32 protein-coding genes and 1 pseudogene are annotated in these 26,553 nt (G+C 62.3%); 11 read left to right on the top strand and 22 right to left on the bottom strand.

Annotation, left to right across the window (positions count from 1 at the left end; translation table 11 throughout):
• Positions 1 to 77: 77 nt before the first annotated feature.
• The 16 genes and pseudogenes from ABD884_RS10230 to ABD884_RS10155 form a co-directional block, all read right to left on the bottom strand.
• Positions 78 to 257: a hypothetical protein gene (locus ABD884_RS10230; RefSeq protein ID WP_345044670.1), complete on the bottom strand. Its 180-nt coding sequence runs from the start codon at positions 255 to 257 to the stop codon at positions 78 to 80.
• Between the two features lie 11 nt (positions 258 to 268).
• Positions 269 to 472 (bottom strand): hypothetical protein, encoded by a 204-nt coding sequence (locus tag ABD884_RS10225; RefSeq protein ID WP_345044665.1) that lies wholly within the window; start codon positions 470 to 472, stop codon positions 269 to 271.
• 57 nt (positions 473 to 529) lie between these two features.
• A pseudogene (locus ABD884_RS10220) lies at positions 530 to 601 on the bottom strand (hypothetical protein); the annotation flags it as partial.
• A 6-nt stretch (positions 602 to 607) separates the two neighbouring features.
• Positions 608 to 763, bottom strand: a complete 156-nt coding sequence (locus ABD884_RS10215; protein WP_345044662.1) for a hypothetical protein — start codon at positions 761 to 763, stop codon at positions 608 to 610.
• Between the two features lie 65 nt (positions 764 to 828).
• Positions 829 to 1,038, bottom strand: coding sequence for a hypothetical protein (locus tag ABD884_RS10210; protein WP_345044659.1), 210 nt, complete (start codon positions 1,036 to 1,038; stop codon positions 829 to 831).
• A 240-nt stretch (positions 1,039 to 1,278) separates the two neighbouring features.
• Complete coding sequence (locus tag ABD884_RS10205; RefSeq protein WP_345044654.1) at positions 1,279 to 1,509, bottom strand: hypothetical protein; 231 nt, start codon at positions 1,507 to 1,509, stop codon at positions 1,279 to 1,281.
• Positions 1,451 to 1,816 (bottom strand): RHS repeat-associated core domain-containing protein, encoded by a 366-nt coding sequence (locus ABD884_RS10200; RefSeq protein ID WP_345044649.1) that lies wholly within the window; start codon positions 1,814 to 1,816, stop codon positions 1,451 to 1,453. The genes ABD884_RS10205 and ABD884_RS10200 overlap by 59 nt, the downstream gene beginning before the upstream one ends.
• A 25-nt stretch (positions 1,817 to 1,841) precedes the next feature.
• Complete coding sequence (locus tag ABD884_RS10195; RefSeq protein ID WP_345044644.1) at positions 1,842 to 2,060, bottom strand: hypothetical protein; 219 nt, start codon at positions 2,058 to 2,060, stop codon at positions 1,842 to 1,844.
• A 460-nt stretch (positions 2,061 to 2,520) separates the two neighbouring features.
• On the bottom strand, positions 2,521 to 2,703 hold the full coding sequence (locus tag ABD884_RS10190) for a hypothetical protein (protein ID WP_345044640.1): 183 nt from the start codon (positions 2,701 to 2,703) through the stop codon (positions 2,521 to 2,523).
• Positions 2,704 to 2,727: 24 nt separating this feature from the next.
• A complete protein-coding gene (locus ABD884_RS10185; RefSeq protein ID WP_345044637.1) occupies positions 2,728 to 4,191 on the bottom strand; it encodes a hypothetical protein in 1,464 nt (487 codons plus the stop codon).
• Between the two features lie 139 nt (positions 4,192 to 4,330).
• Complete coding sequence (locus ABD884_RS10180; RefSeq protein WP_345044634.1) at positions 4,331 to 5,308, bottom strand: RNase H family protein; 978 nt, start codon at positions 5,306 to 5,308, stop codon at positions 4,331 to 4,333.
• Positions 5,305 to 6,066, bottom strand: a complete 762-nt coding sequence (locus tag ABD884_RS10175; protein WP_345044631.1) for a hypothetical protein — start codon at positions 6,064 to 6,066, stop codon at positions 5,305 to 5,307. Before ABD884_RS10175 ends, ABD884_RS10180 begins: the two co-directional genes overlap by 4 nt.
• Positions 6,059 to 7,441, bottom strand: coding sequence for a vWA domain-containing protein (locus ABD884_RS10170; RefSeq protein ID WP_345044626.1), 1,383 nt, complete (start codon positions 7,439 to 7,441; stop codon positions 6,059 to 6,061). Before ABD884_RS10170 ends, ABD884_RS10175 begins: the two co-directional genes overlap by 8 nt.
• A 136-nt stretch (positions 7,442 to 7,577) precedes the next feature.
• Positions 7,578 to 7,721: a hypothetical protein gene (locus ABD884_RS10165; RefSeq protein WP_345044623.1), complete on the bottom strand. Its 144-nt coding sequence runs from the start codon at positions 7,719 to 7,721 to the stop codon at positions 7,578 to 7,580.
• A gap of 6 nt (positions 7,722 to 7,727) precedes the next feature.
• Positions 7,728 to 8,570 (bottom strand): DUF4190 domain-containing protein, encoded by an 843-nt coding sequence (locus tag ABD884_RS10160; protein ID WP_345044619.1) that lies wholly within the window; start codon positions 8,568 to 8,570, stop codon positions 7,728 to 7,730.
• 236 nt (positions 8,571 to 8,806) lie between these two features.
• Positions 8,807 to 9,913, bottom strand: coding sequence for a hypothetical protein (locus tag ABD884_RS10155; RefSeq protein WP_345044616.1), 1,107 nt, complete (start codon positions 9,911 to 9,913; stop codon positions 8,807 to 8,809).
• A gap of 592 nt (positions 9,914 to 10,505) precedes the next feature.
• Between ABD884_RS10155 and ABD884_RS10150 the strand changes: the two genes are divergently transcribed.
• From ABD884_RS10150 to ABD884_RS10140, 3 genes are all read left to right on the top strand, one after another.
• Positions 10,506 to 11,798: an AAA family ATPase gene (locus tag ABD884_RS10150; protein ID WP_345044611.1), complete on the top strand. Its 1,293-nt coding sequence runs from the start codon at positions 10,506 to 10,508 to the stop codon at positions 11,796 to 11,798.
• Between the two features lie 69 nt (positions 11,799 to 11,867).
• Positions 11,868 to 12,284 carry a hypothetical protein gene (locus ABD884_RS10145; RefSeq protein ID WP_345044606.1) on the top strand — a complete coding sequence of 139 codons (417 nt, stop codon included), beginning with the start codon at positions 11,868 to 11,870 and terminating at the stop codon, positions 12,282 to 12,284.
• A gap of 96 nt (positions 12,285 to 12,380) precedes the next feature.
• On the top strand, positions 12,381 to 13,526 hold the full coding sequence (locus ABD884_RS10140) for an NlpC/P60 family protein (RefSeq protein ID WP_345044603.1): 1,146 nt from the start codon (positions 12,381 to 12,383) through the stop codon (positions 13,524 to 13,526).
• 133 nt (positions 13,527 to 13,659) lie between these two features.
• Here the strand turns inward: ABD884_RS10140 and ABD884_RS10135 are convergent, their stop codons facing one another.
• The 3 genes from ABD884_RS10135 to ABD884_RS10125 all read right to left on the bottom strand — a co-directional run bounded on the left by ABD884_RS10135 (position 13,660) and on the right by ABD884_RS10125 (position 15,072).
• A complete protein-coding gene (locus ABD884_RS10135) occupies positions 13,660 to 14,235 on the bottom strand; it encodes a DUF805 domain-containing protein (protein ID WP_345044598.1) in 576 nt (191 codons plus the stop codon).
• A 237-nt stretch (positions 14,236 to 14,472) separates the two neighbouring features.
• Complete coding sequence (locus tag ABD884_RS10130) at positions 14,473 to 14,652, bottom strand: hypothetical protein (protein ID WP_345044593.1); 180 nt, start codon at positions 14,650 to 14,652, stop codon at positions 14,473 to 14,475.
• Positions 14,653 to 14,793: 141 nt separating this feature from the next.
• Entirely contained in the window at positions 14,794 to 15,072 is a 279-nt protein-coding gene (locus ABD884_RS10125) for a hypothetical protein (protein WP_345044589.1), read from the bottom strand.
• Between the two features lie 57 nt (positions 15,073 to 15,129).
• Between ABD884_RS10125 and ABD884_RS10120 the strand changes: the two genes are divergently transcribed.
• Positions 15,130 to 15,381 carry a hypothetical protein gene (locus ABD884_RS10120; protein ID WP_345044584.1) on the top strand — a complete coding sequence of 84 codons (252 nt, stop codon included), beginning with the start codon at positions 15,130 to 15,132 and terminating at the stop codon, positions 15,379 to 15,381.
• Here ABD884_RS10120 and ABD884_RS10115 read toward each other — a convergent pair.
• On the bottom strand, positions 15,370 to 15,762 hold the full coding sequence (locus ABD884_RS10115; RefSeq protein ID WP_345044581.1) for a hypothetical protein: 393 nt from the start codon (positions 15,760 to 15,762) through the stop codon (positions 15,370 to 15,372). The genes ABD884_RS10120 and ABD884_RS10115 overlap by 12 nt on opposite strands.
• Before the next feature lie 7 nt (positions 15,763 to 15,769).
• Entirely contained in the window at positions 15,770 to 16,567 is a 798-nt protein-coding gene (locus tag ABD884_RS10110; protein ID WP_345044578.1) for a hypothetical protein, read from the bottom strand.
• Between ABD884_RS10110 and ABD884_RS10105 the strand changes: the two genes are divergently transcribed.
• From ABD884_RS10105 to ABD884_RS10080, 6 genes are all read left to right on the top strand, one after another.
• Entirely contained in the window at positions 16,554 to 16,865 is a 312-nt protein-coding gene (locus ABD884_RS10105; RefSeq protein ID WP_345044574.1) for a hypothetical protein, read from the top strand. The genes ABD884_RS10110 and ABD884_RS10105 overlap by 14 nt on opposite strands.
• Positions 16,866 to 17,001: 136 nt before the next feature.
• Positions 17,002 to 17,262, top strand: a complete 261-nt coding sequence (locus tag ABD884_RS10100) for a helix-turn-helix domain-containing protein (protein ID WP_345044571.1) — start codon at positions 17,002 to 17,004, stop codon at positions 17,260 to 17,262.
• The gene (locus ABD884_RS10095) at positions 17,262 to 17,912 is read left to right on the top strand and encodes a helicase associated domain-containing protein (RefSeq protein ID WP_345044565.1); all 651 of its coding nucleotides are present in this window, start codon (positions 17,262 to 17,264) and stop codon (positions 17,910 to 17,912) included. The genes ABD884_RS10100 and ABD884_RS10095 overlap by 1 nt, the downstream gene beginning before the upstream one ends.
• Before the next feature lie 60 nt (positions 17,913 to 17,972).
• A complete protein-coding gene (locus ABD884_RS10090) occupies positions 17,973 to 18,143 on the top strand; it encodes a hypothetical protein (RefSeq protein ID WP_345044559.1) in 171 nt (56 codons plus the stop codon).
• Positions 18,144 to 18,224: 81 nt separating this feature from the next.
• Positions 18,225 to 18,587 carry a hypothetical protein gene (locus ABD884_RS10085; protein WP_345044556.1) on the top strand — a complete coding sequence of 121 codons (363 nt, stop codon included), beginning with the start codon at positions 18,225 to 18,227 and terminating at the stop codon, positions 18,585 to 18,587.
• Between the two features lie 118 nt (positions 18,588 to 18,705).
• Positions 18,706 to 21,288, top strand: a complete 2,583-nt coding sequence (locus ABD884_RS10080; RefSeq protein ID WP_345044553.1) for a helix-turn-helix transcriptional regulator — start codon at positions 18,706 to 18,708, stop codon at positions 21,286 to 21,288.
• On the opposite strand, the gene ABD884_RS10075 is transcribed toward ABD884_RS10080, so the two are convergent.
• Positions 21,285 to 21,638, bottom strand: coding sequence for a DUF7455 domain-containing protein (locus ABD884_RS10075; RefSeq protein WP_345044548.1), 354 nt, complete (start codon positions 21,636 to 21,638; stop codon positions 21,285 to 21,287). The two genes, ABD884_RS10080 and ABD884_RS10075, sit on opposite strands and share 4 nt — an antisense overlap.
• An 11-nt stretch (positions 21,639 to 21,649) precedes the next feature.
• On the opposite strand from ABD884_RS10075, the gene ABD884_RS10070 reads away from it, so the two are divergent.
• Entirely contained in the window at positions 21,650 to 26,551 is a 4,902-nt protein-coding gene (locus tag ABD884_RS10070; protein ID WP_345044544.1) for a DEAD/DEAH box helicase, read from the top strand.
• Positions 26,552 to 26,553 lie beyond the last annotated feature (2 nt).

The raw sequence follows: 26,553 nt of genomic DNA, 5'->3' as shown, positions 1-26,553 counted from the left end.
TCGTAGGGGCCGAAACCATCTGAAAAGCTGTCCGGCAGATGAAATTCCAGCGCCGTGTCGGAAGCGATGCATGACCGTTACTGTCCCATCCAGGTTCGGCCATGATTACTCCTTCGGCCGCCTAATGTGGATCCCTTTTTGACGAGGGGCCGGTGCAGGTCCTCACGCTTGACTCGTATGTACACGATGACGACGGCCGTGAATATGGCAGCGAAGGGAATGATCCAGGCAAGCGCGTCAAACAATTCTCGTGGCATCTCGATGACTCCTAACACACATTGACAGCAACCCAGGCTTCGAGGGCGCCACCTAACCCAATGATCGATGCGATGATGCCGAAATCCCCCGCCGTGAGCGTCGCTGCACCAATAACGACAGTCGCCGAACCAAGAGTCGCTGCGAACACCCCTACTGCCGCCGCACCAAGGCCTAGTATTCCCGCCACAACAGCCCAAGTGCATAGACTGGCCAATCCACTCGGGTCGACGCCATTGACCGGGTTACAGCCAACGTAGGCGTATCGATTATTTTCGTGGCCAGATGGGTCAGGCTGTGTGAAGCGGCCGCGGAAGGGGTTGTAGTACCGGGCGCCGAATTTGATGCGGTTTCAGGCGGTGTCGTTGTACCCGCCGGCGTAGGTCCACGGGTTGGTGGTTGCCTGGGTGCTGTCGGTGAGCAAGACGATAGAGCCGAGGGCGCCGGTGGTGTAGTAGAAGGATCCGGCGCTGGTGCGGGTCCCGGATGAACGAGGTGGTCGCCCCACCCGTGGTTTGCCTGGTGATGCCCAACGTGCCGTGAGGAACGAGCTAGCTCATTGCGCACATGATTCTAGTCCGGGGTCTCGGAAGCCGAGCGAGCCAGTTGGATGAGTTGGTCTATTTTCGAAGTAAAGGTCTCATCAGCGCCGAAGAACGTCTTGTCAGTGAGTCTCCACCCGAATCTGTCGTAGGCCGATGCCTTCACCTCGGCACCGCCCGCTGTGGGGAGGATGGTCAGTATCAAGCCCACAGGAGCGTTATTCTTCCCCCAAGGGACCATCTCCCCCCAAAGCCTGTATAGAGTTCTTGATCCGGTCTCAACTTTCAGTCCCGAATTAGATGACTGGACCTTATAGCGTCTATCTCCAAAGGCCTCTTGAAGCTTGGTCTTCACCTTTTCAGGGTTCAAGGACGCACGCCAAGTTTCCGAACGTTGAAATATTGGCGCATTAGGTTCTGGCCGGGTGGCTGACACGGTGCTCCTCTCGTAACTCGGGTCGAATTGGTCGTCCTGTTGCTCTCAGATCTTCCAGTTGCACGAGATCAGGCCCCAGATCGTGCCTTCGAGACCACCTAGAACTGCGCCACCGGTGGCTCCGATTACTGCGCCCGGGAAAGCACCTACACCGGCCCCAGCGGCCGCGCCTCCTATGGCACCTGTTATTGCACCGAAGAAGAACCCCTCCTGGATGTTATCTGTGATCGTTGCTTTGACGCAGTCGCTGTAGGCATCGAGGCTGGTCTGTCGCATTGATGGGGTTGCAGCCGACGTAGGCGTAGCGGTTTGCTTCCCGCCCGGACGGATCCACTTGAGTGAAGCGGCCATGGAAGGGGTTGTAGTAGCGGGCACCGAACTTGATGCGGTTGCTGGTGGTGTCGTTGTATCCGCCGGCGTACGTCCACGGGTTGGTCGCTGCCTGGGCACCGGAGCTGGTGGTGTTGCCCCAGGAGTCGTAGGAGTACGTGGCGGCTGCGGCCTGGGCGCTGTCGGTGAGCAGGATGATCGAGCCATGCCCGTCCATCGTGTAGTAGAAACTCGCCCTTGTGCTGGTGCGCATGCTGGTGAGGTTGGTCAATGGGCCGCTAGTACTCCTTCCTGTTCCTCCTGGGGTCTTTGACGATTTTGTCTGATCCAAAAGCCACGAAAAGACCAAACAGCGCGAAGATACCGCCAATCACCAATCCGAAGAAGAGCACCTGGGCCCAGCCCCCAATAAGGTAGCCTGCGATACTCCAGACCACGACTGAGATAAGCACGATCAGGAGGGCTCTACTGCGCTTCCTACTGCCGAATATGCTCACTTTTGGCCCCTGTCCTTATTAAAGTTTGCCGAAGAATCCACCGATGGCTCCGACAAGAGCTCCGATTCCGGAAGCCGCACCGGCCTGTTGATTGTTTGCTCCAGTTGCCGCAGCGAGAACGACGGATGAAAGGACAAGACCAGATAAAAGAGACCGTAAAGCAGCCATGCTGCGCCCCCGAATTTTGTGCTCCCCAGTGAGCAAACTTTGCGCCCCCAGCGAGCACATGTGAATCATCAGCCTGCTTAGCAAATAATTCAATAGTCGAGTCCCGGTTATTTTTCAAGCCCCCAGAACTCTTGAAGAAGCGGTTTGACAGCCTGGCATGTCGTCCCTGGCCCGAACTCATTCCCCTCTTGAGTACTCACGTTCCCAGGAATCGAGCGGCTCCAGTCGGGTCAAGAGGTCATACCAGGTGGCCGCTCTTGGTCTTCTGGCGTTGACCTCTACCGACTAGATGTCAAACGGTCATGACCGAAATTGTCAAGGCTTGGCCGCCTTGCTCCTCATCCGAGAGAGTGTTTGAGGTCGAATCGGCAGCGTTCGCCAAAGTGGCGACAAGGGCACGGACTGCGTTGCGGTTCTTCAAAATGCTCCCGTCGAGGATTCGGATCATCATCTGTCCGGAAACATGCGTAGACACTGCGAAACCCGGGCTCGCCCCGGTCTACTGGAGGGTGATCGGAAGGTACAGCTGTGCTTGGGACGCCCCGGAGAAGACGTGGAGCGTCCCCGGTCCGGCCACCAGACCGTTGTTCGGATCGGTGTTGGCCGGGAAGGTTATGGCTGTCGTGAAATTGCCGGAGGAGTCGGTTGTGACATCGGTCGGTCCCTCTTGCCAGTCGTTATCCTCCAGGTGCACCGCCGTGTTTGCCGGGAAGCCGCGGCCCTGCACGGTGAACTGCTGGCCCAGGGTGATGACCGATGGCAGGGCGACCTGCTTCGGGGTGATCTTCTGGGAGGGGGAGTCGTACTGCACGCCGGACCACTTGTAGCTGTATTCACCGGAGGCTGCGCTCTGACCGTCGAAGTACTGGCCATTGTCGGTGGAGGACACGTCGTCGACGTAGAAGACAGCGTTCTCAAGCGGCGCGTAGTCGTAGTTCGCGCCGGCACGGACAAGCAGCTTCAGTGAGCCGCCGGCCGGCGTCGGCATCCAGGGCCTCTGCATGTTCATGGCGGCCCACCCGAGGCTGCCTCCCACCGAAGCCGTGACCGGGGAACTCTCGGAAAGGAAGCTACCGTCGGCCGCGTAATTGGCTACAGAGGCGTACACTTCCTGGCTGGAACCGCTGAAACTGGGGCTGCTGATGCTCATGTTGATCTGGCCGTAACCTGCCGTGGGCAGGTCGAAGGCGACGATATTGGCCTGGTCCGGCTGGATGGTGCCGCTGGTGGTGAACTGGACCGCATTGCTTCCGCCGATGCCTTGGCCCGCCGCGAAGCTGATGGATTTCACGACGCTGCTGTTGAACGTGTTGTTGATTACGCCTGCTGGCTTGGACCAGCCGGTGGCGCCCAGTTCGAAGGACGGATCGGTCACGTAGTTGGTGTCGAGGACCCCGTTAGACCAGGTGTATCCAGCCGGCAGTGCGCCGGTGCCGGTGCCCGTGCCCGTCGTGGGGGAAGGTGTCCCGGTCGGCGCGCCCGAGGCAGTACTGGAGCCGGAGAAGCCGCCGACCTGGGTGACCATCCCGGAAAGCGTGGCCGGGTCGACGCAGCCCGTGGTCGTGGTCGGTGTCAGCTCCTGGGGATCAGGAGAGGAGTCGGAGTTGTAGAAGATCTTCCCGGAGCCGGACTTGGAGAGCCCGACATAGCAGTCCTTGGCAGTGTTGGTGCCGACAGCAAGGGTAGAAGAGTCACCCATGTAAGGTGCGGCGACGAGACCGGCCTTGTCCTTGTACGCGGCGGCCTGGGCCTTGGAGACCCCCTCGGCCGTCTTGACCGCGGCAAGGTCCTGTTTGGCTCCGTTGTCCTGGGCGAAGGGGATGATCCCGAAGATGGAAGCCAACACGCCGGCAGCCAGGATGCCCACGACCACGACACCGACGAGGATCGAAGGCAGATCGAACGCACCCCGTGCCGAACGGAGCGAAGCTTTGAAGTTGGCGGGAATCGATGAGAAGGGCAAGACGGGGTCCAATCGTGGCGCGGCAGCGGGAGTCAATCCGACGGCTCACAAAAGAACATGCGTAGATTTCCGCACTAAGGGACCCCGGCCGCGGTTTCGGCCTGTGGCACCGTCTTCGCAAGGGTCCGTCCGCTGGTCGTTAGGCAGCCTTGGCAACCGCATAAGCGGCCCGCTGGCCCCTGAGCCACTCCCCCAGCCGGACGTCCTTGGCGTCTTCCCTGATCGAGGCGATCATCCGGGCGTTGGTCAGTTCGTCAACACCCATTTCACGGTTCCGGCGTGCCAACACAGCCAGACGGTCGGCCAGTTCGTTGAGCGGGTGCCCGTTGTGGCCGCGGACCCATTCGTAGGAAATGTTCACGCCGCGTGCCGAACCCAGGATGCGCTTGCATTCGGCAACCGAGTCGGTGTCATCGAAGGGCTGCAGGGTGCCGGTGGAGACCCGGTCCAGGACCTCGAGGGCGGCCTTGGAGTCGGTGAGGACCTTCAAGTCCCCGACGCCTTCACGCAGGACCGGGTGGTGGCCGAGGGTGGACTGGAGTCCGCGGCGGATCGCCGCCAGTTCCCCGGCACGGATGCCGCCGTGGGTGGACACGGAGGTGTAGGCGCCCAGGATCGGGTCGGCGCCGTTGGAGTAGGCCAGGACGTAGCCGCAGCCGTTCACGGTCTTGCCGCGGCCGCGGGAGGAATCGCATGCCAGGACCAGGCCGGACACGAGCCCGCGCTCGACCTCGGCGACGGCCTCGCGTGCGGCGGCCAGGGCCGCCGGCGGTGCGGTCAGGTCGGTGATCGGAAGATCGGATTTGGCGCGGAGCAGTTCCGCGGTGGCCCAGTCGCTAGTGAAGACCTGTGACGGCATTTCGCCGGTGCGCCGTACGATCCGGCCGACGGCCTGGGTGATCTGCGCGGCCAGTTCCCGGTTGGACGGATTGGTCGGCTCACCCTTGCCGGGTCCGGAAATAATGAAGTCCTTGCCCTCGACGAGGGCGTGCACCGCCCAGCGGCACAAATTCGGCTGCCGGTCCACGAGGACGGTCACGCCGTGGCGTTCGTTCACAGCCACGAGGGCCGGGACGAACCGGGCGGCCGGCGGCGCCGGCACGGGGACGGCGGTCACTTGGCACCTCCGGCGATGTCTTCGAGGGTGATCGGCTTCAGGGACGTTTCGATGCGCTCCTGGTGCGCGGGCATGGCGGCGACAAACGCCATCAGTTCCGAGTGGGAATCAAATTCCTGGTTCTGAAGTTCGTGCAGCGCGTGGTGGACCCGCTGCTCGATAGTGGGCATGGCGGCGAAGACGTCGGCGGCCCGGTTGATCAGGTCCGCGTCCGGGTAGGGGTTGCCGACGTCGATCCTGAACATGCTGTTCGGCTCGAACGGGCTGGTGCCGCGCAGCACGCGGGTCCAGGTCTGTGCCCGGCGTTCCCATTCGGCGGCGGAAATGCCGGTGGGGCGCTGTTGTCCGGCGTCTTCCTCGTTCCAGTACGGGTAGTAGTCCCCGATTTCCAGCTCATCCAGTTCGGCGGCGAACGCCGGGTGCTTGGGGAACATCAGGGCGTACGACACACCGGTCTCCGGGTCGTCGGAAACGGCGACCGTGACGGTGTTCAGGTGGCAGGAGTGCTCCCCGGACAGGATCTGGCCGACGTGGATGGCCTGGGCCTGGACCGCGTCGAAGATGACCGACACCGGCCGCGGCGTCCCGGCCAGGTCGGCTTCATCCAGTGCCTTGGCGGCGAACTCGGCCACCTGGGCGATTTCGATGCGGTCCCGGACCGGAGCCATTGCCGTGCGCAGCCGCTCGGCCAGGGCCATCAGGTCGGTGCCCGGGTGGAGGCGGTATCCGTGCGGGACGTTCAGCTCAGGATCAGTCATTGTCTTTGACCTCCACCAGGTGCGCCCAGGCCGGGACGTTGTCGATCCAGTGCTGGGACGTGACGTTGATGAGCAGGACAATCACCGGGACGGTCGGGCGCTCCTGCGGCCAGCCGGTTTCACCGTCGGTGGCGATGATGATGGCGGACGGCTTCTTCGGCAGGGACAAGGCGTGTTCGATGGCCTGGCCCATGTCGGTGCCGCCGCGGCCGGCGATCTCCGTGATGGAGTCCTTGCCGGAGAACTTCACCGACTGGTGGACCATCGTGTCGATGTCCGAGACGATCAGGTCCTCACCCTTGATGCCGAGCTTGCGGGCGATGGCGTAGACCTCGTTGGTCGCCATGGCGAGGTCGTGGTCGCTGACCGAGCCGGACGTGTCCCGGTAGAAGTGGATGGACGGGATCGGCTTGATGTAGCCCGGCGCGATGACGCGGCCGATGATCCGGCCCTTGCTGTCGGACATGGTTTCGTTCATCCGTCGGCGGTTCCGGCGCTTGTAGGTCGCGTCGTGGTAGCCGGCCTTGTGGGCGACGGCGCGGCGGACGTGCGAGGCCAGCACCCGCTCCCACGGGGTCTTGGACGGGGTGAGGATCTCGTCGATGATCTGGGCGATGCCGCCGGGAACCGAACCGATACCGTGCTGTTCCTGGTGCTGGCGGACAGCGGAGGCCGTCGCGATGCGGACCAGGTTCTTCTCGATCGCTGACGCCGCTTCGGCCTTGCCGCCCATCGTGTCGTCGTCACCGAGTTCGTGACCGCCCTTGCGGCCACCGGCGCCGGAGCCACAGCCCTTCATCGGGGCCGGCTGGCCCTGGCCCGGAGTGTTGCCGGACTGGGGCTGACCCTGGCCGTTGCCGGGGTTCTGGCCGGGCTGGCCTTGACCGCCCTGCTGGCCCTGCTGGGGCTTGGGCTTGTTGCCCTGCTTCTTGCGGATGACCTCCATGTAGTGCAGAGGAGTCTGGTAGTCGGGCTCACCGATCATCGCGGCGAACACGCCATGCTTGGACAGGGCGTCGCACCCGGCGTCGCGCAGGTCGTCGTTGATGGCGCAATCCCCGGCGAAATTCCAGGCTTCGTGCTCGTCGTCGGAGACACCGGCCAGCTCGGCGAGCATGGAGTGCTCGGCCAAGAGGTGCGAGCACTCGTGCAGCAGAGCCTCGGCACCGAACTGGGCGCCCATCGGGATGACCTTGTCGAAGTTGATGTAGCAGCGGTGACCGTCGTCCACACCGAAGGTGTCAACGGCACCGGAGTTGACCGGGCGGAGCGAAAACATCAGCGAGCCCATGTAGGGCATGATCTGCAAGGCGGTGGCACGCCAGGCCTGAAAGTGCAGCATTTGTTCGTCATTGGGAGAGGTGAGGTTTCTCATGCCCCTAATGTGTGCGGCGCGGGGCGCACCTCTCCCCGCCAACTTCTGCGTGGTCTGGTCCTAGGGTTCAACAGATGCCATGGGCGCTGGCCGGCGCTTCCTTGATGAGCCAGCCCCGGGGCCACGCCCAGATCAGTCAGGCCATCGACGCGATGACGATCAGGCAGCCGGGAAATGATCCGCAAGAACGGCCTGAGGTGCCAGGTTCAGGATCTCGATACCGGGGACCGCCGTCGGCATCTCCCCGGCCGTCAGACTCGGAGACCGCAGTCTCACCCACGCCCTATCAGTGAATGGACATCCGCACCAGTATGAACAAGACGACGACAAGCGCGACTGCGCCATACCCAAGGATCAGCCCGGCTATTGCCATCCCGCGCCCACGTTCGCCGGTCCTGTTGATCTGGTTGAGAGCGATATGGCCGAACGGTATCGCGGCGATGCCGCCCATAATCCCAAAGACCAGCGCAAAAACGGCGAAGGTGTTCTGGCCGGCCGGCTGCAGGCCCTGACCCCCTAATGCTTCAAAGATCGGTGCGCCCTCGGTAGTGGTCCCTACCTGCTTATAGAGGGCTTGGGGCTGCGTGGCGACGCGAGCCGACGTCACGGGAGCATTCACCCTGGTTGCCATCCAGTTGATTCCTTCTGCTATGGCGATCAGAATTCCCGCGAGGACCACGACGATGACAAGGGTGTACAAGGACTCGAGGAAAAAGGAAGAAGGGTCATAGCCGCCTATCAAAAATGCGCGATGCTGACGGCCCAAGTAAAAGCTCAGGGGGAATGGGAAAACCTTCCACGGTGCCCAAGTCCACCACGCTGGCAGGACGGTCGCTACCACGGCCGCGGGGACCAGACTGAACCAGGCGGCTTTGGGGAGCCGCCGCCAAAGCATCCATCCCACTAAACAAAGAACGACAACACCGGCGACGAGGTAAACGGTTGGCCCGCCATCTGGCAGAAGGAAATTGCTGAAGCCCACGACTATGGTCAGGACGATGCAAGCTCCGGCGGCAAGAAGCCTCCACCTCTGCGCTGACCTTGGTGCGCCAGGTCCGGTCTTTCCTCCAACATTCGTCGACGATCCATTCTTGGTGGCTCCGGAATCCGTGAGTTCGTTGACTCCCATTTCCCCCTCCTGGTTGGTCTCATCCTGCGAGGAACATTACGAGTTGTCCCGACTACCCCAAACGATAACCGACACATGTTGGTTGGTAGGGAAATTGCTTCCGATTTGCAGTTAAAGATGGGAGCTTTTTGCGGTTCGTGGTAAACAAACAACTTTTTGAGCCCCTTTATGGATAAGCCCCCGCCCCTGCCTGTGGGTTATGACAGCCGGTGGCAGGGGCGGGGTGGCGGTGGGAACTAGTCGGTGGTCGGTGCGCCTGCGAGCATGACGTCCAGGGGCACGTCCCGGCCGGTGACTCCCTCAACGTCGTCGCCGAGCCAGCGCTTGTTCTTGGGTCCGGCGCCGAAGGACTCAAAGACGCCGTCCACGGCATAGAGCTTCGCTTCGAGCTTCCGGGCCTTGGTGACCATCAACAGGCCGGCGCCACGTGCGCTGGGCTGGGAGAACACCGCGTGCAGGGCGCCGTCGCCGAAGCGGAGCGCGCGAAGATCGACATCCACCATTTCCTTGCCGTCGGTGAGGCGGACCTTCTTGCCCTCTTTGAGCTTGAACGGTGAGGACACCGACGCGGAGAACTCCCGGGAGTCCGAGTTCATCGGAACAATCCGGCATGCCTGCCCGTCGATGACATGCATTTCCAGCAGGCCCGGGTCGATGGTCCGCAGACCGTTCGCCTTGGCGGAGAACCCTTCCAGCATCGAGTACACGTAGCAGTCGTTGGAGATACCGCCCCAAGCGGCCTGTTCCATGATCTTGCGTTCCATTTCCTCCATAGCCTTCGCCGAGATCTCGTATTTGAGAGCAGTGGGCTTTGCCCCGGCCTGGGCGAGGGCGATCAGGGAACGCATCGTGAACGCGATGGACGGGCCCTTGACGTTGAAAGCATCCGCCCAATCATCCAGACTGGCTTCATTCAGGGTGTCCGGCAGCCAGTAGCGGTAGCCGAGGGCTTCGGTCAGGACCGGCAGCTTCATCGACACCGGCAGGCCGCGGCTGATGCGCAACCGGCGCCCCAGCGCTTTGAAGTCGTTGGAGGGCATGTTGTCGGCCATGACGAGGATCTTGGCCCACGTCTTGGCGTCGGAGACGACCGTGGAAGCGTTCGGCTCGATGAGGGCCTTCTCAAGCACGTCCGGGGTGAGGGACACGGCGGGTGCGTTGGTGGCCTGGTAGTGAAGGCCCTTACCGCGGGAGTAGATCATCCCGGTGGCCGTCAGGGCCAGGCCGGGGAAGCTGGAGCGGTCACCAGGGGTGCCGTTGGCGGTGGCCTGGGCGCGGGCGTCTGCACGGTAGGCGACGAGGATGTCTTTAGGGGAAGTCGGGGCTGTAGCAATGGCTGTCATGACTCTTATGTGTGCGGCGCCAGCCGCCCCGCTCACCGCCCGGAGCGCAGAATCGGCACTGCAGCTGCCTATGGTCCGTTCTGCCGGCCGTTCGAACAAACCGGCCGGGACCCTACCACCTGGCGGAGTGGGAAAATCCCCGGAATGGCGGGGAATATAGGGCCCCCTACTACTACTACTCTACTTAAACGACCTTAAATAGAGATATATATAAGGGGCCCCTAGTTCTCTTCCCTAAAGGCCCTCTAGAACTCCCTATCTTCTAGTAAGAGAGTACTTTCCCTCTCTATAGATGCCCTATACGTACCGCCGAGTTGGTCGAGTGACGGCCATCAGAGACCGAAAATCCGCGCCAGCACTGGGATGCAAGGCCATAAACCCACTCCGCCGGCAGTCGATTTGCCCCTGATTCAGGGGGTGAATCCGGTGGAGCGGCCTGCCGGCACAAAGCGGTGAGAGACCGGCAGTTTTAATGCACGTGATAACCTGAGGAACGGCTTTTACCTCTTAGAGACGATGGTTATCACGTGAGGTCCCGACCCGGACCCGTGACCTGGTGAGACACTTCAAATACTCCGCACACATGAGGGGCATGACTTCTCTCGGAATTGATCTCGCAGACCTCGGCTTCGCGCCAATCACCGACGCCCCGGAGCAAACCCCGGCCGAACCCGTCAACGACGGACGCACCCTGGTTGTGGGCTCCACGCTCGCCAAGGCGCTTTACAGTGTTTGGTCAGGGGCACCGATTACGATTGTGGATTCTCCTCCGGGAGCAGGCAAGACCACCCTCGTCGCCCAGGCCGTCGCGTACCTGCGGGAACGCTCCAACCTGAAAATCATTGTCGCGTGCGCCACCCGACGCGCCGCCTACGACATTGCCGAGAGGATCGCCGCCGAGCTTGGCCCGGACAAGGACGGACACCCGCAGGTCGCCTTGTCGGTCTCCGGTATGGAGCCTCCCATCGGGGTCTCCCGCGGCGGTGCTGCCGCAGGCGGCAAGAACATCCCCGTGGTGCGCACCATCGCATCCTGCAAGACGTCCAACCGCCCGACGTGCGATCTGATGATCATCGACGAGGCTTACCAGGCAACGTTCGCCGACGTGTCCAACGCCTCCGATGACGCCCAGCAGCTTCTGATGGTCGGTGACCCCGGCCAGATCGGCCCCGTCGTGACCGCCGACGTGTCCGCGTTCCGGGGCCGCGAAACAGCTCCCCACATGCGGGCACCGGAAGTATTCGCCCGGATGGCGAACGCCGAAATCCACTCTCTCGACACCACGTACCGGCTCGGCCAGGAAACCGTGGACGCCATCGCTCCGCTCTACGACTTCCCGTTCTCATCCTCCCGCGCCGACCGGTACCTGACCGACGAAAACGGCGACCGGGTCTCCGAAATCGTGCCCCTCCTGCTGGACCCGTCCCCGACGTTCGACCACCTGCCGACATTGGTTCAGGTGGCCGAATACGCGGCTGGCCTGATCGGCGTGGAACTGGTCGAGTTCGACGATGACGACCAGCCGTTCACCCGTCCACTGGTGGCCTCCGACATTGCCATCGTGGTCGCCCACAACGCCCAGGCCTCCGGCATCACCGCGATCCTGCGGACCCTCAAGGCGGACGGCATCCACGTCGGCACCGCAGACAAGATGCAGGGTGGACAGTGGCACGCGGTAGTCGCAATGGACCCGTTCATCGGCTACACCTCGGCAGGCTCCCACCAGCTCTCCCCCGGCCGTCTGTGCGTCATGGCGAGTCGTCACATGTCCCATTTGACATGGGCCCATGACGGCGACTGGGAGACGGCCCTCCAGGACCCGGACATCGACCAGAACGAAGCCAAGCTCGGCCGCCGCGTCCGCGTGGCACTCACGGCCGAGTAGCCGGTCCGGCCGGAGTCCCTGTCTGCACCAGCGGGCAGGGACTCCGCCGTTTCCGCACACATTGCTGGCATGACAAAACCGAAGCACCTGTGGGAGATCGAGCACCCGTACCGCTGCGAGCACGGCAACTTCTACTCCCGCGGCCTGGCCACCGGGTACGAGTCCTGGGCCGAGTTCTCCCAGCCGGTCACTTATGACCGGTCCGGCCCGACCCTGATCCAGCACGGCACCCTGCTGCACGACGGGGACCCGGACATGAACTGCCTGTTCCGCTGGGACTGGCGGGCCATGCACCTGGAGTTCCCGGAGGACTATCCGGACGGGAACGAACAGCACTACCTCGACCTGTTCTTCATGATGCAGGGCAAGCCGTACAACCAGTCCGTCCGGATCAAGGTCACCCCCGCCGACGAACCCGCCATCCGGGCCTGGCTCGCTGGCCGCGCCAAAACCATGCGCGCCATGTGGGAGCCGTTGCTGAATTAAGGAAATCCTGAGGTTAGAACGCGTGACACTCCCACAATTGTCCCTATAGCATCACGGCATAATCTGATATTTTCTGCGAGTTGGGGGCACCGCACTATGGCTACGAGTCCGATCACGCGCCGTTCAGTTCTTTTCGGATCAGCCGCAGCGGTGGCTTCCCTGGCGTTACTGCCAGTGGCCGCAGCATCTGCCGCCTCGGCACTGGGGAGAGATGTACGCCTTCCGGCCGGGGCATCCCTGCTTTCCCCGGATGGCCGTTTCCGGCTCATAATGCAAGGTGATGGGAACCTGGTCTTGTACGGCCCTTCCGGTGCCCTGTGGTCCACCTCCACACACGGTGCCGGCAACTGGGCTGTCATGCAGGGTGACGGGAACCTGGTCGTCTACACCTCCGGAGGGCGCGCGGTGTGGAACTCAGGTACGGACCGGATGGGACCATCCAGCCTGCAGGTGCAAAACGACGGCAACCTGGTCATCTACAAGGACGGCTACCCGACGTGGTCCCGGGACAGCGGGCCTCTGTTTCACAAGCTCGGAAACGGTTCACGGCTCAACGCCGGGGGATCCAGGATTTCCCTGGATCGCCGCTACACCCTCATTATGCAGGGCGACGGCAACCTGGTCCTGTACGGCCCCTCGGGAGCAGCATGGTCCTCCGCAACCAGCGGATCCGGCAACTGGGCCGTCATGCAAGGCGACGGGAACCTGGTTGTCTACACCTCCGGTGGCAAGGCGCTGTGGGCGTCCGGCACAGGTGGACAGTCAGGTGCGGAACTGTACGTCCAAGGCGACGGGAACCTGGTCCTGTACCGAAACCGCCGGGCGATCTGGGACCGGCACAGCGGCGGCGGAAACATCGGCGGCGGGGGTAGCGGGGGCGCGACGGGAGGAGCGGCCACTGTCATCCAGGCGGCGACCGCGAAAATGCACGCACCCTACGTCTGGGGCGCGAAGGGTCCGAACTCCTTCGACTGCTCCGGTCTGGTCCAGTTTGCCTTCGCCGCGGCCGGACGCTCCGTCCCGGCTCCGGCCAGCAGCCAGTACAACAACTGCCCGAACAAGATTCCGTACACTCAGGCACAACCCGGCGATCTAGTCTTTTTCGGAGCCGGGATTACGCACGTGGGCATATACACCGGAAACGGCATGATGATCAGTGCCCTTCCGCAGGGCGGCGTCCAGACGAGTCCCGTCCGGGAGTTCCGCGACGTCCGGCTCCCCAACGTGGCGCGCTACTTCTAAGCGACCGCGGCCACCCGACGCCGTTCATAGGCCCGTTCTTCGTCCATGGCGTGCTTCATTCATTCGGCGCAAAGAAAGCCCCGCGGCCAAATGGCTGCGGGGCTTTCTGGTTGGTGGTTCGTGCAGGTGTAGTTTACGAGTTCCAGGCGCCGACACCGGGGATGTCGAACCGGCGGCCTTCGGGGTTGGGCTCCATTGCCATGAAGACGAGCATCAAGAGGGGGCCGACCAGTGGAACCAGGACCAGGAGGTACATCCAGCCGCTTTTGTTCGTGTCGTGGAGGCGCCGGACGGACAGAGCCAGGTTCGGGACGAAGATAGCCAGGGACACGATGGCATCCACGATGAGAACAGCCCAATATCCTGGGCCGGGGATGACGGTGCCATGAGGCCCCAGCTTCGCGCCGACGGACCCTGCGACCAGCATGAGGATGCCAAGGACCATGCCTGTTCCTCCCGACACGAGGGTCCACCACCAGTATTCGCTCCTGCTGGCCCTGCCGGTGAACGTTGCGTACTTCTTGAAAAACCTGGAGACCGCCTCAGGCAAGGACGCGCCATAGAGCGGAGCCCAGAGCGGAACCGGCCCGACTGTTGTGCCCGGGTGGACCTGAGCGGCGTAAGGGTTGGCAAGCCTGTTCTGGCGGGGCTGTTCACTGGGCCACTGCTGACGGCCGGTGCCCTGCGGGAACTGGTGAGGATCTGACATGTTGCTCTCTTTCGATGGCCGGATTATCGGGCGCCGATTTGCAGGCCTTCCGGAGGTGATGAACCGGCTCTTCTGGATCGTCATGGTTGCCCCGCAGGTGATGCCGCCCCAATAGACGTCGATCGTCATCGTAACGGCGTTCCGCTCCAGCCGACAGGGTGCAGACTCGGATTGTTTCCGAGGCCAGGGCACGACGAAGGGCGACACTTCTGGTGCCGCCCTTCGAGGAGGTGAGGGTTACTTGACCAGGCGGAGCTTCGGGCGACGGATGCGGAGCAAAACCCCCGGCTGAAGCAGAAAAACGACCGGGAGGGCCAGGAGTGCCAGGAGAGACAGGCCATTGAAGCTCGGTTGGGCGATGCCGATGAAGGCGGCGGCTGCGAGGATGCTGATCTGGAGTGCTTTGCGGGTTCTCATGCCAACGATGTGTGCGGCACTTCACATTCCCGTCACCGGCGGGGCAACCGGAATCTCTCGCTGTCCAATGGTATGAGCGCATCGCCTTGTTCAGGCATAAAAAACCCGCCTAAAGTCCGACGGGTGCTCTCGAAACGGCCCCTAGCTGTATTCGTGCCGGATCGCGGCCCGGAGCCGGGAGTTGCGGGAGCCGATACGGTTGGTCTGTCCTGCCCGGTGTTTGCGTGCGTTCTGGTCCGCGTGCGTGCCGGCGGCCCCGGAAGCGGCGAACTCCGCGCGTTGCCGGACGAGCTCGGCGGGTTGGGCGAAGCTGTGGCTGGTCTTCTTGCGGGCGGCCATGACGTGTCCTCTCAATGGTTGCGGGAAGACGGTTGCTTCCACCCCTGTGATGTGTGCGGCGGGGTCCAATGTCGGCGACACGTCCAAGCGGGCATGGTTCGCCTCATGACAGGGCTTGGACCGTACGCTGGAGGGGTCATGACCGATGATCTGAAAGCCAGCTCTGTGAACACCGATGAGATGAACGTATTAAGGACCGGTGGAAGCGCGCTCCGGCGCGGCCAGCAGGTATGGGTGCGTGTTGGAGCCGAGGACTTGGGAACGGGCAAGGTTGACGACATGACTGATGACGGGTCCATGGTCTGGGTTGTCTTCGGCGGCGCCACACCGCGGCGCATGTTCATCCCCGAAGATCAGGCAGAGTTCACGGTCTTGCCGCTAGACAGTTGAGCGTTCCGCTATCCGGCGTGAGAGCTCCGCGTCGGCGGCTCCGATCCGTTCGGTGACTTCACGAGCCCAAGCATCAGTTTCGAAGTCAAATAGGGAACCTCCCGCGTCACGGATAGCAACGGCGAGTTCCCCGTACCCAGAGCCGAGGACTTCCTTACGGCCGGTGAGGGCCTGCATCCCCGCCCGGAGAGTCGCAACGTCCAGGGCAAGCTGCCCGGTCAACTTAGTGTGGTCAACATTGCGGACGTAGGTCCGCACCAGGTCGGTTCCGAGCCCAAAGTTGTCTTTGGCGTAGGCGAGCCGGTCCAGGGAGATCGCGAACCGCGTCTCCGGGTCTGCTGCGATCCGGTCTTTCATGGACTTTAGGCTGAACGTCGACATGGTGCTCCTAGAAGGCTGTCTCGGGTTCGTACCCGGCGATCAGGTCAGTCATGCCGGGGACGGCGGCCGCAATGCGGTCGATAATTTCCCGGGCAGGTGTGGAGGTCGCATAGTCGGCGAGGTTGCCGCGGAGATCCCAGACGTTGGCTTGGAGGTTGCCAAAGGTCATGCCATCGAGAAGGATCTGATGGTTGAGTATTTCGGTGGCCCGGCGGATCCTGCCAGCGTCGTCCGCGAGCTGCCCCTCCAGAGCGGTCAGATCCACCTCTTTGATCCACGCCTGGACTTCCCGCACCTGGACCCGGCTGATTTCTTCATGGTCCAGACGGCTCAGAGAGATCGCCAGGCGCGCGTCGGGGTCTGAGTCCAGGGTCGACTCGATGTACTCCAGATATTCGGGTCTGGTGAGCCGGTCTCGCGTCTGTTGGGTGTACCGGTCCGAGGCGATGCGGGCGAGCACAGGTTCGCCGGCCACGATGCGCTGCACCATTTCACGGGCTTCGGTCCCGGACGCCATGGCACGGATAACAGGATTGGTGTTCTTGCGATGGAAGATGTTGAACGCCTTGCCTTCCAGCAACACATTCTTGGCGAGTGCCATGGCGCGGCGCAGACGGGCGACATCGGCGGCCTGTTCCCCTGCCAAGGTGGCCGGGTCCGTGGTGCGGGCGTAGCTTTTGGCGAGGTCCAAGCCGATCAACTGTGCGTCATCGGCTCGGCCCAGGTTGTGGAGGGAGATCGCCAGGCGGGAGTCCGGTTCGGAGTCCAGGGCTGCCAGCACGATGGGCGTAGTGTCGTCGTTCATACCCGTCATGTGTGCGGCAGCGGACCGCCCGCTCCCCGGCGGACAACGCGAAGCGACTCCAAGGACCCTCTGGATTGCGGCGGAGAGACCGTCCGCGACTTCCGTACACATGGGGCGCATGAATACTGAAGCAAGTCATGAACGACCCGACCCTGCCACCATGAACCATTCGGGACAGCTTGCCAGGGATGCGCGCCGGGAGCTTCGTCGCCGACGACGTCAAAGGCTGTCCTACATTGGGTTGGCCGTGCTGGCCGCCGCCACGATCCTTGTTGTGGCCGTGGCGTTGCAGCGCTGACATTCCTGACTCGGTGGGTTGCAGAACGGATTCCGCCACTGAGTTACCGACGGGGCCGGGGATCCCCCTGTGGCAATCCCCACAAAGTCACGGTTTCTGATCCCGCCGTTCATCCGGCACCCTTACGATAGTGGCCGTGAAAGAGGACATTACAACTCGGCGCTTCATGACTGTCGATCAAGCTGCCGCCGAGCTGAACGTTTCGGAGAATCAGATCCGGTCGCTACTCAGAACCGGCGAACTCCGGGGAATACGGGTCGGTGGCCGTGGCGTCTGGCGCATCGGGACCGCCGACCTCGAGTCCTACATCGAGGATGCCTACACAAAAACTGCCGCCCGGATCGCATCAGGTGACATCGAAGACCTGGCCGAGGACACCGGTGGTGACAACGGCTGATGTCAGGCACCACAAAAACTTCGGACGAGTGGATCTGCTTGTACCGCAGCGGCATCACCGGCGCCGGAGTCGCTCATGCCTGCGACGTCGATGACATCCTTGAGGTACTGAACGTCCTGGCAGAGGCCAAGCGACGCGACCCATCCCTGGAGACCGAGCACACCGCCAACCTCCGCACTCACGACCCGGATGCTCAGGGGTCCGACCCTAGCCTGCGCGGGCTCAGCCAGGCTTGGCAGCTTCGGCTCGCAGGGCTCAGAGCCTACGTTTGGGAGAACGGCAGGATGCCCCGCCAGGGTGGTGGAGGACAAGTGGAAACGTCCTTGGGTCGTTGGCTCCACGCCCAGCGCCTGAAGGCCACGAAGGGGACCCTTGAACCTCGACAGCGCGCAGCCCTGGATGCCGTCGGCAAGTGGGACTCGGACCGACGGGAGCACCGGGACGCTGAGAGATTCCCGGCCCGGCTGAAGGCCCTGGCCGACTTCCGTGAACGGCGAGGGCGCCTGCCGTCGCATCGGAACCGGACCGATGATCAGGAGAGCTCCTTGGGGGCCTGGCTTCATGCGCTGCGGCAGGCTGCTGCCGAAGGCCGATTGCCCGGGAAGGCCAAAGGTGAGTTGGACGCCACGGTCCCCGACTGGAACAACTGACCCGAACCGGGGCGCGTGTTCCTACACGGTATCCGCACCGGGTTCCCCTATCGTCGTTCTATGTGTGCAGACATCCCCGATGAGCTGGAGGGGCAGATTTCGATCAACGAGCTGCTCGTAGCGATGGGCGAACCGCCGGTTGAGCCCATGACCTTGGCCGCCCCGGATGATGCCTCCTCACTCTTTGACATGCCGGCTGCAGAACCGGGACCCCGACCGGGCAGGGGTTGAAACCGGAGGAAGGCGGGATCCAGATCCGGCCCCCCGCTCTGGCCGGTGAAGACCTTAGGCCGCTCCGCACACATCATGGCCATGAGTTCAGACGTATCCTTCCAGCCTTTCGCCCTCAAACGACCCTGCGGTAATTGTCCGTTCCGCAGTGACCGCGCTCCGTTCCTGGACCGGGGTCGCGCTCAGGAGATCGCCGAATCGCTCGAGGCAGACGCTTCTTTCCACTGCCACAAGACGCTCGAGTATCTCTCCGAGGACGGCGCCGGGGAGCTGACCGGGGCTTCAATGCACTGTGCAGGTGCCCTGATCGTCCTCGAACTTGAGGGCAAGCCCAACCAGATGATGCGAATCGGTGAACGGTTCGGCCTCTACAACCGCACAGAGCTGCACCTGGACTCCCCCGTCTACCCGACCTTGGCCGACTGGGTCGATTCGCACCACTGATATACGGACGAAACGCTCCTCGTTTGACGTTCTTGTACTGCCTGTAAAGTGTGCCTGAGAATAACAAATCAGACTTCTTGGGCGGGGGCCCGCGGACAGATCATAGGGGGCGCACTGCATGATGTCAGCCGCTGAGGCTCCAGCCTCTCCGGTCTTCGGCTTACCAAGAGTTCCCAGGACGGTGGTCTCCCGTCCACGCATTACCAAACTCATCGCCGATCTCCTGAAAGACCACGACCTGATTGTCGTGCGCGCGCCCTCCGGCGCCGGAAAGACCGTGGCCCTTGCCGACTGGGCCGCCTCGGGCGCCACCACCGGCTATATCTCCTGGGTGTCCCTGGATGAGCGGTACGCGGACCGTGTGTCATTCTGGCGGGAAATGATCCTCGGCACCGCTCTCAGGGTGGACGAATCCCATCACGAGTTGATTTCCGAATGCGCTGAGGCGCTGCTCGCCGGCGCTGATACCCGCGCCGTGCTTCGCCGTTTCGTGCCGTTCATCCCCCAGACCACTATTGTCGTCGACCGGCTCGATCTGGTGCAGGACGATGAGCTCATTGAAGACATGGTCTGGGTGCTGCAGCGGTGCCACCATTTGAAGGCTGTTGTGGCCACGCGGACCCGCTCCATCTTGGAAACACCCTCCATTGCTTTGGCCCTGGACACGGCCTTCATCGGGGCGGTCCCTCTACAGTTGAGCGTCGAGGAGACACGGGAGGTTCTGGCGGTCCGCGGATTCACGATGGATCCAGTGGAAGTGCACGCCGCCACGGCAGGGCACCCGCTGCTGACCCGTGCGGTGGAAACCGTGCATGCGAGATCCGGACAGAGCAACCTCACCGCATCCGTCGAGACCGCCGTCTCAGACTTCCTGAATTTGTCCTTGGACAAGTCCAGCCTGGGACAGGCAACCAAAGAGTTCATGGTCAGAACCTCCATCCCGGAATCGTTCACCCCGGATCTTGCGGTCAAGCTGAGCGGCTCAGAGAGCGTCACGAATGTTCTGAATGACTTGGAAGACCAGGGCCTCGGAATGTGGTTCCAGTACGCGGACCACCAGCGCTTCGAATACACCGCCGCGGTCAGGGTTTTACTCCTGAAATCATTGAAAGCGATGGACCCGCGGGACATTGACCGGCTCACCCGGATTGTCATCGAGCACGATCTCGCTGTCGGCAACGCCGCGAATGCGCTGCGCCAGGCAATAGCCATCAGTGATCTGGACCTCGCTTCCAAGATCGCCTGCGATCACCACATCGCGCTCCTTCTCTCACAGGCGAAAACCGTCCGGGACATCCTCGGTGCGCTGCCGATCTCCCGGCTGCGGAAGCACCCGGCGCTGATCATGGCGTTGGCGCTGTGCCACAACGCTACGTCTACGGGGAGGGTGAAGGCGCTGGAGTACTTCGGTCTCGCGGTTGTTTTCGCGGGCATGTACAAGCACTCCATGGATGCCGGCCAGCGCATCTGGATGCTGACACTGGAGAGCGCCGCGCTGCGTTTCGCCGGCAAACTCGAACCCGCATTGAAATACGCGAAACGTGCCGTCGAAGGCTTTGAGCAGAGTCCATGGGAGCTGAAGGAACGGCTCAGCGCCCTGGAGCCGACACTCTATGACCAGGCCGCCATCGCCCACATCCACGACCAGCAATTCGATGCCGCGGCCGATCTTCTTTGCAAATCTCTGGACGCGAGCCGGCGGGCAGCAACCGGGCCCTCCACATTCCTCACCACCGGGCTGCTTGCCTTCGCCTTGGCCTCGGCAGGCCGCTGCAAGGAAGCCAGGATGCACCTGGCCTGGTTGAACGAAGCGCGCTGGCCTCCGGGCATGTTGGATGGCTACTGGGCGACGACATACCGGCTGGCCCAGGTCCGCGAGGCCATGGACCGGCAGAGCTATACAGAGGCATCCGAATACATGGACCTGATCACCAGCGAGATGCAGGTGTCGGAGTTCTGGCCTCAAATAGTCGGATTCCGGACCCTGTTGGATCTTCATCGCACCGGTGTCATCACGGGCCCCGCCTCGCTTGAAGCCAGAATCCGCCGGGCGCACAAGGCTCCCTTGAACGACTCCGGACAGATTGATCTGGACCGGTTGCGGGCGACGATGTATCTGATTGCCCGGCAGCCGCAGAAAGCCGATGCCGTGCTCAGCAAGTACAGCAGGCCGGACCCGCGGGTCCTGCTCATGCAGGCGCGCATAGCCCTGTACTTGGGCGACCCGGCCAAAACGATGAAGCTGACCGGAATCGACGACCTCGGTCCACGGCTTGAGGTTCACCGGTTGCTGCTGCGCGCGGCTGCGCTGGGCAGGCTCAATGACGCCGAAGCGGCCCGGGACAACTCACACGCGGCGGCGGCCCTGATGGTTGAATATGGGCTGACGATGACCGGTGCTTTGCTGCCACAGGAAGACCTGGACGTCCTGGCCCGGTACGTCCAGGCCGACGAGCCCGAGATCCCCGCACCGTTCGGGGTCCTCCCGGACAGGGCTGAAACGGCGTCCCTCACGCCGAGGGAACTGGTAGTCCTGAATGCCTTCTCGCTTCACGGATCGGCGAATGAAGTGGCCGGCGCCTTGAACGTCTCGGTCAACACGGTGAAGTCCCAGCGGCGGTCCATTCTCAAAAAACTGGAAGCTTCCTCGCTGGAGGAGGCACTGGTCATTGCCCGGCGCCAACGACTGCTGGAGGACTAAGCGCCGGTGAGTCCGTCGCCGGTCCTGGCGGTCATCTTCGCTTCCACCTTGACGCCGCGGATACTCAACAGTTCCTGCGGTTCAACCCAGTACGACACAGGAGACTTTGCGAGCAGCGCAGGCAGGTGCTGGCGTGTGTGGTGTCCACACAGCAGAACGTCCGTCTCGGTCTTTCCCGTGCCGTGAGGGTCGGCCGGGATGGTGAAGACAAAGGATGACTGGGCAAGCTGGCTGCAACGGTCGCAGCGGTCAATCAGTGTCAGGGCCCGTTCGGTCGTCTGGGTTTCCAGGTGTGCGTTCAGCTGTTCAGCCAGCTTGCTGATCGGCTTCGTCAAAGTATCAGTAGTCATGGAGTCAATGTGTGCGGCATCCCCGACGCCGCTTCCCGGCCTCCGTGGCGGATTCCTCGCCGCTCTGGGACATGAGGCAAGATACCTTCATGGGTTCAGCAAGTTTCGAAGATGTCCTCGACCGCCTTTATTTCTCGGCGACCGACCAGCACGATAAGGGCACCAAGTTCGAACACCTCATGAAGCGCTATCTCGAGCTCGAACCCAAGTACGCCGACCAGTTCTCCGAAGTCTGGCTCTGGAATGAATGGCCGGACCGCAACGGTCACGTCGACACCGGCATTGACCTGGTCGCGCGGGACCGCTATACCGGCGAGCTGACCGGGATCCAGTGCAAGTTCTACGACCCGGCCCGGACCCTGGACAAGAAGCAGATCGACTCCTTCTTCACCGCCGTCGGCAAGACTGACTTCTCCTACGGCATGGTGGTCTCAACGACAGACAAATGGTCCAAGCACGCTGAGGACGCGTTGGAGGGACAGTCCAAGCCGATGACACGGCTGCGTTTCGCGGATCTGGCAGATTCGACCATCGACTGGTCCGAGTTCAGCGTGGACGCCCCCGAGGAGATGCGCCAGCTCGGGCAAAAAGAGCCCCGCAAGTATCAGCGCCAGGCCATCGATGACGTGAAACGCGGCTTCGAGGTCAGCGACCGCGGCCGGCTGATCATGGCCTGCGGCACCGGCAAGACGTACACCTCCCTGAAGATGGTCGAGGAGCTCGTCCCCATTGGTGGTTCCGTGCTGTTCCTGGTCCCCTCTATCGCGTTGCTCCAGCAGACCCTGAATGAGTGGACCGCCCAGGCGACCGTTCCGCTGCGGGCACTGGCCGTTTGCTCCGACACGAAAGTCGGCCGCCGGGAACACGAGGATGTCAGCGTCCACGACCTGGCATTCCCGGCCACCACGGATCCGGCGAAACTCCTGAACCGGGCCAGGATCAGCACCGGCCAGGAAGCTATCACCGTCGTGTTCTCCACCTATCAGTCGATCGACGTGATCGCCCAGGCGCAGAAGGACGGGTTGCAGGAATTCGACCTCATCGTCTGCGACGAGGCCCACCGCACCACAGGCATCACCGAAGCCAGCCATGACGACTCGGCGTTCGTCAGGGTCCATGACAACACCTACATCGAGTCCGGCAAGCGGCTCTACATGACGGCCACGCCCCGGATCTACGTCCAGGAATCCAAGGCGAAAGCAGCCCAGGACGACGTCACCGTCTACTCCATGGACGACGAGGCTGTCTACGGTCCGGAATTCCACCACCTCGGTTTCGGCAAAGCCGTGGAGATGGGTCACCTTTCCGACTACAAGGTCCTGGTCCTGGCTGTGAATGAGGAAGCGGTCAGCAAGTCCTTCCAAGGCCTGTTCGAAGAAAACGGTGACCTGAACCTGGATGACGCGGCCCGGATCGTCGGCTGCTGGAACGGTCTCTCCAAGCGTGGGGTCAACGGCGAAAGGCTGGAGATCACCGATGGCTCCCCGATGCACCGGGCCGTCGCCTTCGCCCGGAACATCAAGGAATCCAAGAAGCTCGCCGCCGACTTCGAACTCGTCGGCCGGCAGCTCCTGGTCAACCAGGGCGACACCGAGGCACCTGCGTTGAAGTTGGAAGCAGGCCATGTGGACGGCACGTTCAACGTCCTGGAGCGCTCGGCGAAGCTGGACTGGCTCAAGGCAGAGGATGCCGGCGACGAGACCTGCCGGATCCTCTCGAATGCCCGCTGTCTCTCCGAGGGGGTTGATGTTCCGTCCTTGGACGCGGTCCTGTTCCTGAATCCCCGCAACTCCCAGGTCGACGTCGTCCAGTCCGTCGGCCGGGTGATGCGCAAAGCCGAGGGCAAAGAGTACGGCTACATCATCCTGCCCATCGCCGTTCCGGCCAGCCAGGACCCCGAGACGGCCCTGAACGACAACAAGAAGTACAAGGTCGTCTGGGACGTCCTGCAGGCGCTCCGCGCGCACGATGACCGGTTCGAAGCGATGATCAACAAGCTCGAGCTGAACCGGAATGCCAACGACAAGATTGACGTCATCACGATCGCTGACCCGTTCGGGGACGGCGACGGATCAGGCACCGATAGCCAGAAAACCTCCGGGGACGGCGCCGAGGCCCTCTTCCACATGGCCGGCGCCGATCAGTGGCGCAACGCCATCTTCGCTCGGATGGTCCGCAAGGTCGGGGACCGCCGCTACTGGGAATCCTGGGCCAAGGACGTCAAAGAGATCGCGGACCGGCACGTACTGCGGATCCGGACCATCCTGGACGGCGAAGACCAACGCCCCAGGGAAGAATTCACCGTCTTCCTGCAGGGACTGCGGGGGAACCTGAACGACTCGATCACCGAGTCGGACGCGATCGACATGCTCTCCCAGCACCTGATCACCAAGCCGGTGTTTGAGGCTCTGTTCGAGGGCTACTCCTTCGCTGCCAACAACCCCGTCTCCCAGGTCATGGACTCCATGGTCGACATCCTGGAGAAGTACAACCTGGACTCCGAGGTCGCCAACCTCGAATCCTTCTACCGTTCCGTCCGGGTACGCGCCGAAGGCATCACCAACGCCGAAGGCAAACAGAAGATCGTCACCGAGCTTTACGAGAAGTTCTTCAAGCTCGCCTTCCCCCGCACCGCTGAATCCCTCGGCATCGTCTACACCCCTGTCGAGGTCGTGGACTTCATCATCCGCGCCGTCGACGACGTCCTGGCCAAGGACTTCGGCGCGTCCATCAGCGACGAGGGTGTGCACGTGCTCGACCCGTTCACCGGCACCGGCACCTTCATCGTGCGCCTGCTCCAGTCGGGGCGCATCAAACCAGAGGACCTCCTCCGCAAATATACGTCCGAGCTGCACGCCAACGAGCTACTCCTCATGGCCTACTACATCGCCGCGATCAACATCGAAGCCACCCTCCATGGGCTTTTGGAAGACCAAGCATCAGCCTTCGGCCTGTCGCCAGCTGACGTGGAGTACCTTCCGTTCGACGGCATCGTTTTGACCGACACATTCCAGATGACCGAGGACGGCGATACGCTGGACGACTTCGTCTTCACTACCAACAATGACCGTGTCGTAGCCCAGAATGCGCTAGACATCCGGGTCATCATCGGAAACCCGCCCTATTCGGTCGGCCAGACCAGCGGCAACGACAACAACGCCAACCTCAAATACGAGACACTCGATGGTTCGATCCGAAGTACCTATGCAGAGCTTTCCACGGCGACCAACAAGAATTCCCTCTACGACTCCTACATCCGGGCCATAAGGTGGGGCTCCAATCGGATCCTGAAATCCCCCGACGGGGGTGTGCTCTGCTATGTCTCCAACGGCGGCTACATCGATGGCAACACCGCCGACGGGCTCCGGAAAACACTAACCTCCGAATTCCACGACATATACGTCTACAACCTTCGCGGAAATCAACGTACAGCAGGGGAGCAAAGTCGACGCGAGGGCGGGAAGATCTTCGACTCCGGCAGCCGGAACACAGTCGCAATTCTTATGCTTGTCAAACGGCCCGGCGCCGTCGAGAAGAGCATCCTTCACTACCGGGACATCGGCGATTACATCGATAGGAAAGAAAAGCTCGCCGTCGTTAACTCGGGGCAACTCGGCGAGATCGAGTGGGAGCTCATCTCGCCTACTCCAGACGGCGACTGGATCAACCATCGGAACACTGCTTTTGAAGCCTGCACGCCTCTCGGCAGCAAGTACGGGTCTTCAATTTTCGATGTCTACTCAGCGGGGCTGCAAACTAACCGGGACGCTTGGGTTTACAGCTCGTCCGAGGAAGTGCTGTCCAGCAACGTGAAGCGGATGATGGGGCATTATAACGCTGAAGTGGAGCGCTATCTTGCCGCAGGTTCCCCTACCCCGGTTGAATCCTTCGTTTCAACCGATCCCACTCGCATCAGCTGGGCACGCAGCCTACGAAATGCTCTCCGCAAAGGCGACCAGGTGGGTTACTCAAGAGCTGCCGAAAGAAAGGCTGCCTATAGGCCGTTCTTCAAGCAACATGTCTACTTTGCACCCCTGATGAATCACGAGCGGGCGCAACAACCACGTTTCTTTCCTTCCCTAGGGATCAAGAATCATGGCTTCTACGTTGTTGGAGTCGGCAACGACAAACCGTTCTCTAGCCTTGCTGTGGATCAGATACCCGATCTCTCTTTTTGGGGTTCCGGCCAGGGCTACTTCTTCGCACGCTACAGGTATCCGACCCCGACCAGTGGTGGCCTGCTGGACGAGTTAGGCGCGGACGCAGGATGGAAGCAGCGTATCGATAACATCACGGATGCCGCCTTGCTCGAATACCACGCCGCCTACGGGCCCGAGGTCACAAAGGACGACATCTTTTTCTATGTCTACGGGATCCTGCACTCCGACGAGTACAAAACTAAATTTGCTGCTGACCTGAAGAAGATGCTCCCCCGGATTCCTCAGGTTCCCGGCGTCGACCGCTTCTGGGCCTTCGTGGACGCGGGCAGGAAGCTTTCTGAGATGCACATCGGATACGAAGCCCTGGAACCGTATCCGCTCACCGAAGTAGTCACCGGGCTTTCCGTCGATAAGGACGACTACGCCCGCTACGCGGTGACGAAGATGAAATACGCCGGCAAGGCGGGAGCGTGGGACAAGACGCGCATCATCTACAACTCCCACATCACATTGGAGGGCATCCCGGAAGACGCCCAGCGCTACATGCTGGGCTCCCGCTCGGCCGTGGACTGGATCATCGAGCGGTACCAGGTCAAGACGGATAAGGCGTCCGGAATCGTCAATGACCCCAATGACTGGTCCCGGGAGCACAGGCAGCCGCGCTACATCATCGACCTGATCGGCCGGATCGTAACGTTGAGCCTGGAGACCAACCGGATCGTGGACGGTCTGCCGGAGCTGGGGCTTTCCTAACC

Origin of the sequence: Arthrobacter methylotrophus (genome assembly GCF_039539965.1) — a bacterium.
GTDB classification, from domain to species: domain Bacteria; phylum Actinomycetota; class Actinomycetes; order Actinomycetales; family Micrococcaceae; genus Arthrobacter; species Arthrobacter methylotrophus.
The sequence above is the reverse complement of the archived record's forward strand: the minus strand, read 5'-3'. Positions and strand labels throughout refer to the sequence as shown.